The sequence below is a fragment of the Paraburkholderia sp. genome, assembly GCF_035656215.1.
Classification (GTDB): Bacteria; Pseudomonadota; Gammaproteobacteria; order Burkholderiales; family Burkholderiaceae; genus Paraburkholderia.
This window is the reverse complement of the sequence record NZ_DASRSY010000400.1, coordinates 1-13,484: the sequence shown is the minus strand read 5'-3', so window position 1 is coordinate 13,484 and position 13,484 is coordinate 1. Positions and strand designations below refer to the sequence as shown.

The following is a 13,484-nucleotide window of genomic DNA, read 5'->3' as shown; positions in this document are numbered from 1 at the left end:
CCACAGATTCCCTTTCTTCACTGCGTCGCGGTTTTTCGCGTAGCGCGAGAAGTCGCAAAAATTCAGGTAGAGCGCCGCGAAGTAGGTGATCCAGGTCGCGCCCACTGCCATCAGCGCCCAGAACGAGCCGGGCTCGCCGCTGACGCCGGCGTCCCTGGTCTTGTCGAGCAGCACGTTCATCGGAATGCCACTGGTGAAAGAAAAGCCGCCGGCCTTCACGCACAAGCCGATCGCCAGGATCAGCATTGCGACCCATACCGCCGGACCGGCCCAGTCCTGGAATTTGCGCACCGTCTCCATGCCCTTCTGGATGATGAGCAACTGCAGCGCCCAGATGACCACGTAGCAGATCACCTCCAGCCCCGAGTGGCCGAGGAACTGCGTGCCCTTGTGGAAAGCCATCAGGCTGTCGCTGCGGATCAGTAGCGCGACCACCGCGCTCGAAGCGGCTGCCGTCTGCGCGCCGTACCAGAAGCAGGCCACCACGGCGCGCACCAGTGCGGCCAGGTTGGCGCCCCACACGCCAAAGGAGGCGCGCGCCAGCACCGGGTAGGGCACACCGGTCTTCTCGCCCGCGTAGCCGATCAGGTTCATCAGCGCGAAGATCACCAGCGAGCCGAGCCCGATTGCCAGCACGAAGTTGATGAAGCTGCCGCACAGCAGGAACAGGCTGGCGGCGAGGTAGTAGCCCCAGAGGCTGTGCACGTCCGAGGTCCACACGTTGAAGATGCTAAAGGCCCCCCAGTTGCGCTGCCTGGCGGGTGCGAGATCTTCGTTGTAGAGGCCGGGGGAAGGATCGCGGATTTCCATCTGTCATCTCCTTTGAGTTCGTGGAACCGAGGAAACACCGCTGGACACTCCTGGGTGGAGATGCTCCCGCGTCTGAGGCCAACTGGTATGCAAAAACCGTATGTGCTGCGCCGCATCGTTTCGATGGGTTAACCCTGATCGAGATGCATGCTGGCGCGAACTAATCGCCCACTACCGCGCACGATGGGCGCCATCGCAAAGTCACCGTTGCAATCCACATGACTATCCGACGAAGTTATTATTGCCCGAGTAAAAAAACTACAACAGCTCGTTACGCGGCTGGATGGTGTTTTGCAACGCAAGACGCTGACATCCCATCGAATTTGAGGTTTGGCGAGGGGCGTTTTGTCATGGTTTAAGCGAGCGCGAATGTGCGAATCGCGCCGTGATCACGGCGCGACAGGAGGGATGTCTTGAAGGTACGGATCACGTACCGTCTCCCCCTCGTTTGAGGTGCGTCGCGATCGCGACTGACGTGCGGCACTGCAAGCAGAGGCATGCATGCCTCTGCCTGCGGTTTCAGTCAGGGATGACGGGCTCGACCAATTTTGCCAGCTGAACAAGCGACTCCTGCCAGCCGAGGTAGCACATCTCCACAGGGATGACCTCGGGTATGTCCTCTTGCACAATGGTGAGTTCGGTTCCGCAGGACACCTGCAGCAATGAAACGGTGACGTGCATCTGGCCGGGCAGGTTAGGGTCGTCGAAACGGTCCGAGTAGCGGATCTTCTCGAACGGCACCAGTTCGACGTACTCGCCGCCGAACGAGTGGCTATTGCCGGTGCCGAAGTTACGGAAGGACATCTTGTGAGTGCCGCCAACGTGGGCTTCCATGTGGTGGACCTGGCAGGTGAACCCGTAAGGAGGAAGCCACTTCGCTATGGCATCGGGTTCGAGGAAGGCCCGATAGATGCGTTCGGGAGTCGCGCGCAAGACGCGTTGGAGATGGACTGTTCCGGTAGTCATGGTGTGTTCGCCTTTCACTAAGAAGTTGGACATACCCTTACGACGATTCGACGATGCCTGTATCGACACAGGTTGAGATCAGCAAAAACCCGTAGGCGCCGATAGGTTTCGTCTGCTGTCGATATAGCCGCCCAGGAATTCCGCTGGCCGCCCTTCAAGGAACACGCTGAAGCAGTCGTAGAACGGCGACGGAACGGACTGACGATGGATCAATTCCCTGTCGACCTGCATAGACCAGAAGGTGTTGCACCGCGCTCGCCGGATAGAAAATTTTTTGTTGTTTGAAGATATCAAAAACGGGTTTTTTTTGTCCCGAATTTTCCATAATGAATGTGAACGTTGTCCCGCAGAGCATGTGCGCAGCACCGCTTCCCGCACTTGCGATGCCCCTTTTTCATTCATCTTATGCCGGGTTTCTCCATGTCCAAGACCAAACCAGAAGATTCGCTCGCCGCACCGGCCACCGGGATCCGCAAGGGTCTCACCAACTATGGTGACAGCGGCTTCTCCCTGTTCTTGCGCAAAGCTTTCATCAAAGGGGCGGGCTACACCGACGAAGCACTGGATCGACCGGTCGTCGGCATCTCCAACACCGGCAGCGCCTACAACCCGTGCCACGGCAACGCGCCGCAATTGATCGAGGCGGTCAAGCGCGGCGTGATGCTGGCTGGCGGGTTACCGATGGATTTCCCCACCATTTCCATCCATGAGAGTTTTTCGCAGCCGACCAGCATGTACCTGCGCAACCTGATGTCGATGGATACCGAGGAGATGATCCGCGCTCAACCGATGGACGCGGTTGTGCTGATCGGGGGCTGCGACAAGACGGTGCCGGCGCAGTTAATGGGCGCTGCATCGGCGAATATTCCGGCGATCCAGCTGATCACAGGCTCCATGCTGACCGGCTCGCACCGCGGCGAGCGCGTGGGTGCGTGCACCGATTGCCGCCGCTACTGGGGCAAATTCCGCGCCGACGAGATCGATAGCGCGGAAATTGCCGCAGTGAACAACCAGTTGGTGGCGAGCGTCGGCACCTGCTCGGTGATGGGCACCGCCAGCACCATGGCTTGCGTGGCCGAAGCATTGGGGATGACAGTGCCGGGCGGCGCGTCGCCGCCGGCCGTGACGGCCGATCGTATCCGTATCGCCGAGGAGACCGGCGCCCAGGCGGTGCAGATGGCACGCAGCGGCCTGACCATCGACAAGATCCTGACCGCCGATGCATTCGAGAACGCCATCCGCGTGTTACTTGCGATCGGCGGCTCGACCAACGGCATCGTGCACCTGACCGCCATTGCGGGACGCATGGGACTGGATGTCGATCTGAAGGCACTGGACCGCATGGGTCGCGAAACACCGGTGTTGCTGGACCTGAAACCGTCCGGCCAGCATTACATGGAAGACTTCCACCACGCCGGTGGCATGGCGACGTTGCTGCGCGAACTCAAGCCGCTGCTCAAGCTCGACGCGATGACCGTCACCGGGCGCACTTTGGGCGAGGAGATCGAATTGGCCGGTCCTGGTTTCGAACAGGACGTGGTGCGCACAATCACCGATCCGATCTATCCGCAAGGCGGCATTGCCGTCTTGCAGGGCAACCTCGCACCTGGCGGCGCGATCATCAAGCAATCCGCCGCCGATGCCAAACTGATGGAGCACGAGGGACGCGCTGTAGTGTTCGAGAACGGTCAGGACATGGCCGAACGCATCGACTCGGACGACCTCGACGTCACGGCCGACGATATTCTGGTACTGAAAAACATCGGTCCGAAAGGCGCGCCGGGGATGCCTGAGGCCGGCTATATTCCGATTCCGAAAAAGCTGGCGCGCGCCGGCGTCAAAGATATCGTGCGTATTTCCGACGGGCGCATGAGTGGCACGGCCTTCGGCACCATCGTGTTGCACGTGACGCCTGAGGCGGCTGTCGGTGGGCCGCTAGCCTATGTTCAAAACGGCGATCGTATCCGGCTCAGCGTAGCTGCCCGCGACATCACGCTACTTGTATCGGACACCGAACTGGCACGCCGCGCCGCAGCCGCGCCCGTAGAAATACCGACAGCCGAACGCGGCTATCGGAAACTGTTCCTCGACACGGTATTGCAGGCCGATAAGGGTGTCGATTTCGATTTCTTGCGGGCGGCCAGAATTCACGACACGACGCCGAAGGGCTAGCGGCCCCGGACAGTACTGCGGGACACGGAACCGCGGAGGCTTGAGTTTCCGCAACCCGGCACGCCAATAGTCATCTCGTACCGGGGACTTTGCCATGGCCTGCCGGGCGGCTCTTCACATGATCGATGAAGGCGCGCAGCTTCGGCATGATCTGCCGGCGGCCTGGATAGTAGAGAAACACGCCCGGTATCACCGGCGCGAACGGCTCCAGCACGTGCACCAGTCTTCCCGCTCTCAACCCTTCGGTGGCCATCGGCTCAGGCAGCTGGGCAAGGCCCATGCCTTCGACTGCCGCGCCAAGCATGGTGGAAAAATCATTGGCGATGAGAGGGCCGGATACGGCGATCTCGAGCGCCTGGCCATTGTCGTTGAATGACCATAACGCGAGCGCGCCGCTGGAGCGGCGCCATCGCAAGCATGCGTGCTGGCGCAGATCGTCCGTGTGCCTGGGCGGGCTGCGCGCTGCGAAGTAGGCAGGGCTGCCGACGACGATGAGACGAAACGGTGGCGTCAACGGTACCGCGACCATGTCGGCGTCGACGAACTGGCCCAGCCGGATACCGGCGTCGAACCCTTCCGCTGCAAGATCGATCAGTTCCTTGCTTGCCGCGATCTCCACTTCGACCTCGGGATAAGCCTGGCAGAAGGATGCAATCAGGGGTTCCAGCAGGATGGGCACCACCGCGCGCGGCACTGATAGACGCAACAGTCCGGCGGGCCGCTGGCCAAGTCCGCGCGCAACCTCACTAGCCGCGACAAGCTCCTCGAAGGCAGGCTTTGCCCGCGAAAGAAACTGTTCGCCAGCTTCGGTCAGGCCGACGCTACGCGTGGTGCGTATGAAGAGCGCTGCGCCAATGCGCGCTTCAAGTACACGCACTGTCTGGCTGACGGCCGACGGCGTCACCCCGAGTTCTGCGGCTGCCCGGCGAAAACTGCGATGTTGAGCAACGCTCAGGAACACCTCCACGCCGTCGAGCGCGCCCTGTCTGACTGTGAAGTTCTGCTTCATAGCCTGTCAACATTGTGATGAATAGTCACTCGCGAGAGGCCATGGTACACCTACGCCTACAGATGGGGAGTCACGCCGATGTCGACTCGCAAGCCCTGAATAATCCACCAGACAACACCCGACAGGAGGCAACATGTCACCGGAATATATCTTCCTATTGCATCTCGTTCTGGGGTATGTCGCCTGGCTGCTTTGCTTCCGCGTATACGTCTGGCCCAGGCTCGAGTTGATGGGCCCATTCGACGCGCAACGCGCCATCGCCACCTTGCACAGCTTCCGTTTCTTCGGGCTGGTCTTCATTCTGCCGGGCGCCGTCGGTCCCCATCTGCCTGTCAGCTTCGCCGTGTTCGCCGCATACGGTGACTTCGCAACGGGAGTTCTGGCGACGCTGGCGCTGCTCACAGCACGAACACGCCCACTCTTCTGGTTGTTCGTCGTAGCCTTCAATCTTGTGGGAGCGACCGACCTCATCCTCGACTACTACCACGCTATCCAGTCCGATCTTCCTGCGCGTGCGGGAGAACTGGGCGCTACGTACGCGATTCCGATCATCTACGTGCCTGCGCTGATGATTACGCATGTTGCCGCCTTCTATCTGCTGCTGCGCCCTCAGCTCAAGGCGCGCTCTCTACACCACCCTACGAAGTCGCATACCCAAGCCGCTCAAAAGCCCTGAGTCGTCCCCGTTCCACGCCTAGAACAATCGCCCCAAGCAGCACAGCATCTGCCCCCGTCGTCGAGACCGCGAATTCAGGGACGGGCTACTCGATGGGGACCGCGGGACGCATAGGCCCAGCGACCGACATCAGGAGGACAATTTTGCATCGCGCGAGCATGGCGACCGTCGCGATCAAGGAATGCCCGCTGCCGATTTCGATGTTGTCGACTAGATAGGTTCGGGGTATCGGGACTAGACCCGCAGCCGTCAGTGCCTAAACGTGCTCCTTCTTGCCGGTGCAAAAGGACAGCCGGCCAAAGCGCCGCCGCGGCGTCACGGGCTTCTGCACACTCTCCGCAACCTCGCGCCACCACTTCCCGCCGCGGTGCGGCGCGCTCAGATCCAGCCGCTCTCCCATGCGGGGCGTCGCAAGCGGAATGCCGCGCGCGGCGGTGAGCCCGACCACGCGCTCGTACGGTTCTTGCCAGCGGTGCATCGCCAGATCGAACGTGCCGTTGTGAACCGGCACCAACCAGCGGCCGCGCAGATCGACGTGTGCCTGTACCGTCTCGTCAGGCTGCATGTGCACGTACGGCCATTGGGCATCGTAGGCGCCGGTTTCGAGCAGTGTCACGTCGAATGGACCCAGCCGCTCGCCGATGGTCTTGAATCCATCAAAGTAGCCCGTGTCGCCGCTGAAGAACATGCGCAACGCGTCATCGACGATGACCCACGAGGCCCACAAGGTGCTGTTGCCGTCAAAGAGACTGCGGCCGGAGAAATGCTGCGCCGGTGTTGCCGTGAACGCCAGGCCGTCGATCTCAACGCTCTGCCACCAGTCGAACTGGCGGACCTTCGACGCGTCGATACCCCACTCGATCAGGCGGTCGCCGACACCCAGCGGTGTCAGAAACACATCCGTCGTAGCAGCGAGCGTCAGCACTGTCTCGCGGTCCAGGTGGTCGTAGTGGTCGTGCGACAGAATCACGCCGCGCAGTGGCGGCAAGTCTTCGAGCGCAAGGGGCGGTGCATGAAAGCGCTTTGGGCCGAATCGCCGGAACGGCGACGCGCGTTCGGCAAAGACCGGGTCGGTCAACCAGAACTGACCACGCAGCTTGAGCAGCATGGTCGAATGCCCGAGGCGATACAGGCTCCGGTCAGGCGCGGCCTGAAGCTGTTCACGCGACAGTGCGTCGACGGGCAGAGCCGCTGCCGGCGCCGTGCCGTCCGGTTTGTTGAACAGCACATTCCACACGATGCTCAAGGTCTTGCGGATTCCTTCGACAGGACGCGGTTTGACGTTACGAAAGCGCTCGCCGTCGTGCTGAGCCGACGTGTCGAACGATTCACGCCCGCATCGCGCCGCCGTCAGACCCAAGGCGCGGCGAATGGAACCGGTGAACGAAGTCATGCAAACCGCCTCGAAACAGAAAGTAGACTGTTGAGTGTAGTTTATTTTCGAGAAAAGTAAACTCCCCGGTGTAAAATTTAACGATGCACACCAGCGATACCCCTCTCCGCCTGACCGACCGCAAGCGCGCCGCCGTAATTGGGGCCGCTATCGAAGAATTTCTCGCGGCCGGCTTCGACGCGACCAGCATGGATCGCATTGCAGCGCGCGCAAGCGTCTCGAAGCGTACGGTCTACAACCATTTTCCAAGCAAGGAAGCACTGTTCGCAGCGATCCTGCGGCAGTTGTGGGAGTCGAGTGACACGGAGGAGGCGCCGGCTTATTCCTCCGTGCATCCGTTGCGTGAGCAGTTGCTCCAGCTTCTGTTAAAAAAGCTGAGCCTCTTGAATGACGAGGCGTTTCTGTCCCTTGCGCGTGTTGCGATCGCGGCGGGCATTCATTCGCCGGAGCGCGCGCGCGACATGGTGGCTCGCATGGGCGAGCGCGAAGAAGACTTGACGGTGTGGATTCGCGCAGCCGCTGCCGATGGACGCCTCAAGACGTCGGACCCGATGTTCGCCTCGCAGCAGTTGCAGGGCCTGGTGAAAGCGTTCGCTTTCTGGCCGCAGGTGACGATGGGCCAGCCAACCCTCAGCGTGGATGAACAAAGACAAGTCGCGGAATCTGCTGCCGATATGTTTCTTGCGCGCTATGCGTGACTCGTTGACCGCGAGTAGTTCACTTCACGATCACAGTTCACCGCATCCCAATTCCGTTGGAACAACTGAACATCCATTGGACACCGAATCGATCGGTTAGCTTGCCAAAGTACCCACCCCAAGGCTGAACAGCGTGCGGGGTAGTTACCGTTGCGCCTTGACCCAGCCGCTCGAATAACCTGTTCAAACACTGCGCGCCTGAGAATAACCAGGGGCGTCTGGATCAAATGTGTTGGCGGTCGTCAGCCGTTCGCGACGCGCAGCGACCGCTTCGTCAAGCAACTTGCGAAGATGGTCCGCATCTTTGATCGCCGGCAAACGCCTCACAGGATGAGCCAGATCGTCGGTCATCAGGATGAGCGTGCTGGTGCCGAATAGACGCTGCCACCAGGGCTGGATCGATGTAATGTGCTGAATCCGGGAAAGCTCGAGAATCGACGCACGTCGATGCAGAATGCCCTGCGTCCAGGTAATCCGTGCGGTATCAATGACGATTCGGGTGAACGCGGTTTTGACGAACGGCAAACTGACACCGATCAGGACCGCGCCGGCTTGTGCAAGCAGCACATGCCACTGAAACGGGAAAGCGTTCGACGCGCAGACATGTATCGCGCCGATCATTGCGATGACGGCGCCTCCCTTCAGGAGCGCCGGAAGGTTGCAGGCCTGCGACGGCGCGCCGCTGAAAATCACTTGATTGGCCATCGCACATATCCTTTTTTCTGATCCACGGCTCTATTCGTCCGTCCAAAAAGGCAGCGTTGCCTGATTCGGTTGCGCGCGGCGAACTGACTGGTGGCCGGCGACAATGTCATGTCCCTTTCGCCGGGCACACCTGCGCGCGGGCTTGGTGGGACACGCTTCAAACGTTTGGTGGCGGTGCGACGCATCTTCGACGCATCGGTCACGGAAACAAGCGTAGTCAAGTCGCACGCCACAATCTTCAAGTCGCCGTGGCACGACAAGGTGCCGACGGTGTATCCAGTATAGCCTTTACGGCGCAGGTCGTCCGCGGCGCGACGCGAACGGTGCCGCGCCGGCAAACGTTGCCTGCGAGCCCAACTCACGTTCGATACGGACCAACTGGTTGTACTTTGCGGTGCGGTCCGTGCGAGAAAGCGACCCTGTCTTGATCTGGCCGGCGTTTGTCGCGACGGCGATGGTTGTTCCAACTGATAGCCGCCTTATGCCCGATTTCGATCCGGAGCATGCAGCATGAATGCAAAGGCCGGGCTTAGGCAGCCGGGGCAGCCGGTGCATTCGGCGTGTATTTCCGCAGTCGCTGGGAAATCAGATGCGAAGGTCGCTCTATCATCCGGTAAAACGCATAGCTGAAAGCGAACGCCAACGCCACCTGGACGAACCATGCGAATCGCGATGTGTCGTCGAATCGGGTCATTTCCAGCAGTGCAAGCGCCATCTTGTGGCAAAGATAGAGGCTATACGACCACGCTCCGAAAGTAGCCAGCCGGGACCACACGCTGCTTCTGGAAGGTGTGGCTGTCTCCGCCGCGATCCAGATTGCAGCAAGGAACTGGAATAGCGGGAGCGTGATATCGGGCGTAATCAAGGGCACAACTGCCGGTTTGAGATTCGATTCGGATAGCAAAATCATCACTGTCGCCCCGGCCGCGACAACCGTCACTCTCAGCGCAACCAGATGGTTTGCCAGGTAATGAGTACTCCGATCAAGGCCGCGTTTGATCATCATGGTGAGTGGCGAATACGCACCACGGACGTGGAACTGCTCCGCGTTGCGCTGGATTTCCGCAATCAGACAGCCAAAAATCCATCCGGCCGCATACAGTAAAGCCGTACCTGGAACGCCATACGTCTCAATCACGCAACTGTGGCAAACCGGGTGTCCTATCAGACGAACCACGGCCACCATCAAACCTGCCGCAAGCGCGCAGCCAACGATCATTTCGCCAATGTAGCGAAACCGTGGGCGCAAGATCGGATAAGCGGCGTAATACACCATCTCGCAGTAGAGCGACCAAAGCACGGACTCCAGATAATTTTGTCCCGTCGGCAAAGGTTGAACGAGACACAGCAGGATGATCAGCGGCAAGCCGATGCGGATGAATCTGGACGCGTAATAGTTGATCGGCTTGAGCGTGACATCCCTTTGATATGCGTTGTGGACGCAGTAGCCGGAAATGACGAAGAACACGATGACGGCGGCGGGACCCGCAAACAGTGCTGTCGATCCTGACCACAATGCGCCGCCCATGAAGGCAAGCCGATGTGGCAGGAGTTCTTTAAACGCGGGCGGACGAAAGTGATACATCAAAACCCAGACAGCCGCGAGGAATCGAATGGCGTCTATTTTCAGGGATTTGTTCAGATTTGCGGACGCTGACAGATTCAAGGTGATCGCCATTTTTTGCCCCTTCTTCTATTCAGGCTGCGACGATCTTACCTCCGCGTTAAGCAACAAAAATACCAACAAAAATCGAAAAAAATTGGGGAAATTAATGCCCGCCAAGCCCCGTGGTTCCGCGCTGGGAAAGGGCTGCCGACACCGTCAACCGTTCGCTCACCCATTGTCCCGCATCGGAATCGACTCGACCGATCCAGTTGCCAGCGCGAGCGCCGCCGCAGCGGACAACGCGCCGCTGTAACTATCCGCATCCGCGTTTTTTGCCGCCAGTAATTGATTCTGCGCAAGCAGCGCGTCGGTGACCGAGCCGATACCGTGCCGGTACGCATCGAATGCGGCGTCATACGTTGTTTGCGCTGCAGCAAGCAGCTCTTTGGCGGCAGCCTGCGCGGCAAGACTGGTCTGCAGCGTATTCTGCGCAGTGACGATTTGCCGAACTGCTTCTTCGCGGCTTCGGGTAAGACGCGTCGACGCGCTGTCGGCATCGTTACGTGCCTGCGCGAGCACCGCTGATCGCAGGCCGCCGTCGTACAGAGGAATCGTCACGCCGACGATCACGCTGCCGCCGTAGCGGCCGCCGCTCAGGTTCACCGTCGGCAGTTGCTGACCGATGGCCGGAACCGCCGAAATCGACGAACTACCGGTGTTGTACGCGCCTGTCGCGGAGATGAATACCTTCGGCATGAAGTCCGACTCGGCAGCTTTCACTTTCGCCAGATTGACCCGCTCGGCCGCATAGGCGCTCAACACGTCCGGCCGTCGGGCGATGGCGGTCGACACGATCCGCTCGATCGAGTCGCTCGTCGGGGCCGGCAGCGTGCGCGCCGGCATCTCCGCGATTCTGGGTTTCGACAATGGAGAAATCCCCATCGCGGAGATCAGCGCGAGATAGCTGTTGCTTTCGGCGCCCTGGGCCTGGACGAGCGCGAGCTTCGCCTGCGCGCGATTCTGGTTGGCCTGCGCCACCTCGATGACGGTGCCGATGCCATGCTGGTAGCGCGACTGTGCCGCAACCAGGATCGCGTCGGCGTTGTCGAGGCCCTGTTGCGTTGTGACGATGCGGGCGTGCGCGGCCTGGTACGCGTAGAACGCGATGCTGACGTCGAAAATCACCTGTTGGTGGACCGCGGTGAAGCCGATGTTCGCCATCACCGATGCCTGCGACGCGGCCTCGACGCGCGCGGCACGTCCGCCGAAATCGAACAGTAGCCATTGCAGCGATAGCACCGAGGTCATGCCATGCCCTGTTGCGCTCGCCGAGGAATCGCCGAGTACGGACGAGCTCGAATCATGAACGCCGGCGTATTGCCCCATCGCCGCGACCGACAGTTGCGGAAGATAAGCGCTCTTCGCGATGCCAGCCGCGAGCGCCACGTTGCGCGCGTCGTTCCAGGCGATGCGGGTCAGCGGGTTCGCCGATTCCGCCAGATCGATCAGTTCGGGCAGCCCGTAGGCATGCGCCTGCTCCAGGGCCGGCGGAGGCGGCACGGCGGCGAGCGCGGGATTCGCGGGTAGCTGGTAGCCGCGAGGGGATGCAGTCGAAGTTGCTGAGTTAGTTGAGGGAGCCGAGTTAGCTGAGGCAGTTGGAGCCGAAGTCGAAGTCGAAGTCGAAGTCGACGAGATTGCCGCCGGCCCAGGCACGATGGCACCGGCCGCGTCCGTCCGCGGTTGCCACGGACGGTCGGGGCTGTCCGGCGCCATGTCGATGGACGACGTGGCGCATCCGGCCAAACCCGCCGCGGCCAGGATCGCCAGTGCGAATGAGGGGTTAAGCCGGCGCATGAGTCGTGAGTTCCTTGGCGGCGTCGTTCGACGCCGCGTGTTCGATTTGGGTGAGGCGTGTATTGCCGAGATTGAGCAAAGTGGTGCGTATGTCGTCGTCGGACGCCGCGTCTCGTGAAGTCGCGTTTGGCTTGACTGGGGAAGCTGAGCCCGGTGAAGTCGCGTTTGGCGTGACCGGCAAAGCTGCGTCGGGCGCGACCGGCAAAGCTGGACCCGGCACAACCGGCAAAGCTGCGTCCGGTGCAAATGGCAAAGGTGGGTCCTGCGCGGCGGGCAAGGTTTGGTCCGGGCCGGTAGGCAAAGCTTGGTCCTGCGCAGCGCGCAAAACTGAGTCCCGCGCGGCCTGCGCGACCCCAGCACCGGTTTCGGCCGACGTTAGCGGCAACTCGCCCATGGCCCGCTTAAGCCAGCCGTCGATCGCGGCGTCGCGCGGGCGTCGTTCGGCGAGCAGGAACATCGGTCCCTCCAGCGCGTCGAGCTTGGCCAGCGCACTGCGGCGTTCTGCGATCCACTGCGCGTCGGGGCGGACCCACGATGGCTCGTAATGCATCAGCGCGAGGTCCTGTTCCAGCGCGCCGCACTGAGCCATGGCGCTCGCGGCCTGCGCCCGGCGGGTGACGGCATCGGGCAGCGCCGCCAGCCGCTCCCACTGCTGCCGCAGCGCGGCGATTCCAGTGTCGATGCGCGCGGCCACGGTGACCGGCCACACGCGCGTGAAAACCAGATAGACGACCACGTTGCCGATCAAAATCCCGATCGTACGATCCCGCGCGAGCGTCAGATCGTAGCCAGGCGCCGCGCCCTGCAACACGCACATGAAAAACACCAGAGCGATCTGGAAGCCGGCATAAGCAATGCGCGGCGAACCAAAAGCGACCCACGCCGACAACCAGGCACCGACCAGCACGAGCGCCATCAATCCGACGACGGAGGTCAGCACCGGTGTCACGAAGATGATCGCCGCAGTACCCAGGACCGCGCCCACCAGACACCCGGCGATCCGCAGCGTCATTTTTTCGACGGTCTCGGCGGTGGTGCCGAGCGACACCATATAGACCGTGATGAAGCAGGTATGGATACCCGGCCAGTTGATTTGCGAATAAAGCAGATAACAGAACATCGCCGCCACGGTGGTTTTCAGTGCGTAGCGGACGTGGTCGGGATTCTTAAATGCATCCGGTAGGAAGAATCCACTGCGTTTGCTCGCGGGTGGCAGCGCGGACCTGGTTTCGACTTGAGCCTGGGTTCGTGCTTCGGCTTGCGCGCCGGTTTTGATCTGGCCTTCGCCTTCGGTTTGCGCTTCGACTACGGCGAAGCGGGTGATCACATCATGCAGATCCTCAACGACGACTCGCGCGAGCGGTGTCAGTTCGGCCACGTTGGGCAGCTTGAGTTCGATGTCGACCGGATAGCCGCCTGCCTCGAGCATTCGGGCCATGTTGTCCAGCGTCCCGGCAATCGGCGCGGCGAACGATGCCGGCAGTCGCCCCGACGGTTCGCTGGCAGCCAGATCGGCCGCGACCAGAATCGCCAGCGTCGACGAAACGGCTTGCCGCAGCGGCCCGATATCGTCACGCACCGACGACCCGTCGACT

General features: G+C 61.2%; 13 protein-coding genes. 4 read left to right on the top strand and 9 right to left on the bottom strand.

The genetic code is table 11. From position 1 onward, the window contains the following. Both VFE81_RS23360 and VFE81_RS23355 read right to left on the bottom strand, forming a co-directional pair. Positions 1–810: cytosine permease (locus VFE81_RS23360; protein WP_325046859.1), on the bottom strand; the 810-nt coding region annotated here is incomplete at its 3' end. A 519-nt stretch (positions 811–1,329) separates the two neighbouring features. Then, positions 1,330–1,776 carry an SRPBCC family protein gene (locus VFE81_RS23355; RefSeq protein WP_325046858.1) on the bottom strand — a complete coding sequence of 149 codons (447 nt, stop codon included), beginning with the start codon at positions 1,774–1,776 and terminating at the stop codon, positions 1,330–1,332. A 420-nt stretch (positions 1,777–2,196) separates the two neighbouring features. On the opposite strand from VFE81_RS23355, the gene VFE81_RS23350 reads away from it, so the two are divergent. Next, positions 2,197–3,948, top strand: a complete 1,752-nt coding sequence (locus VFE81_RS23350) for an IlvD/Edd family dehydratase (protein ID WP_325046857.1) — start codon at positions 2,197–2,199, stop codon at positions 3,946–3,948. A 70-nt stretch (positions 3,949–4,018) separates the two neighbouring features. On the opposite strand, the gene VFE81_RS23345 is transcribed toward VFE81_RS23350, so the two are convergent. Next, positions 4,019–4,957 (bottom strand): LysR family transcriptional regulator, encoded by a 939-nt coding sequence (locus tag VFE81_RS23345; protein WP_325046856.1) that lies wholly within the window; start codon positions 4,955–4,957, stop codon positions 4,019–4,021. 133 nt (positions 4,958–5,090) lie between these two features. Between VFE81_RS23345 and VFE81_RS23340 the strand changes: the two genes are divergently transcribed. Continuing rightward, positions 5,091–5,633, top strand: coding sequence for a hypothetical protein (locus VFE81_RS23340; protein ID WP_325046855.1), 543 nt, complete (start codon positions 5,091–5,093; stop codon positions 5,631–5,633). Positions 5,634–5,889: 256 nt separating this feature from the next. Here the strand turns inward: VFE81_RS23340 and VFE81_RS23335 are convergent, their stop codons facing one another. Beyond that, a complete protein-coding gene (locus tag VFE81_RS23335) occupies positions 5,890–7,026 on the bottom strand; it encodes an MBL fold metallo-hydrolase (RefSeq protein ID WP_325046854.1) in 1,137 nt (378 codons plus the stop codon). An 83-nt stretch (positions 7,027–7,109) separates the two neighbouring features. On the opposite strand from VFE81_RS23335, the gene VFE81_RS23330 reads away from it, so the two are divergent. Beyond that, the gene (locus VFE81_RS23330; protein WP_325046853.1) at positions 7,110–7,724 is read left to right on the top strand and encodes a TetR/AcrR family transcriptional regulator; all 615 of its coding nucleotides are present in this window, start codon (positions 7,110–7,112) and stop codon (positions 7,722–7,724) included. A 183-nt stretch (positions 7,725–7,907) separates the two neighbouring features. Here VFE81_RS23330 and VFE81_RS23325 read toward each other — a convergent pair whose 3' ends face one another. Further along, positions 7,908–8,429 (bottom strand): PH domain-containing protein, encoded by a 522-nt coding sequence (locus VFE81_RS23325; RefSeq protein WP_325046852.1) that lies wholly within the window; start codon positions 8,427–8,429, stop codon positions 7,908–7,910. 108 nt (positions 8,430–8,537) lie between these two features. On the opposite strand from VFE81_RS23325, the gene VFE81_RS23320 reads away from it, so the two are divergent. Continuing rightward, the gene (locus VFE81_RS23320; protein ID WP_325046851.1) at positions 8,538–8,714 is read left to right on the top strand and encodes a hypothetical protein; all 177 of its coding nucleotides are present in this window, start codon (positions 8,538–8,540) and stop codon (positions 8,712–8,714) included. A 3-nt stretch (positions 8,715–8,717) separates the two neighbouring features. Here the strand turns inward: VFE81_RS23320 and VFE81_RS23315 are convergent, their stop codons facing one another. The 4 genes from VFE81_RS23315 to VFE81_RS23300 form a co-directional block, all read right to left on the bottom strand. Then, positions 8,718–8,984: a hypothetical protein gene (locus VFE81_RS23315; RefSeq protein WP_325046850.1), complete on the bottom strand. Its 267-nt coding sequence runs from the start codon at positions 8,982–8,984 to the stop codon at positions 8,718–8,720. Continuing rightward, positions 8,959–10,107, bottom strand: a complete 1,149-nt coding sequence (locus VFE81_RS23310; RefSeq protein WP_325046849.1) for an acyltransferase — start codon at positions 10,105–10,107, stop codon at positions 8,959–8,961. The genes VFE81_RS23315 and VFE81_RS23310 overlap by 26 nt, the downstream gene beginning before the upstream one ends. Positions 10,108–10,263: 156 nt before the next feature. After that, positions 10,264–11,889 (bottom strand): TolC family protein, encoded by a 1,626-nt coding sequence (locus VFE81_RS23305; protein ID WP_325046848.1) that lies wholly within the window; start codon positions 11,887–11,889, stop codon positions 10,264–10,266. Then, positions 11,876–13,484, bottom strand: a 1,609-nt coding sequence (locus VFE81_RS23300; protein ID WP_325046847.1) for an FUSC family protein, incomplete at its 5' end; no start/stop codon positions are given. The genes VFE81_RS23300 and VFE81_RS23305, both read right to left, overlap by 14 nt.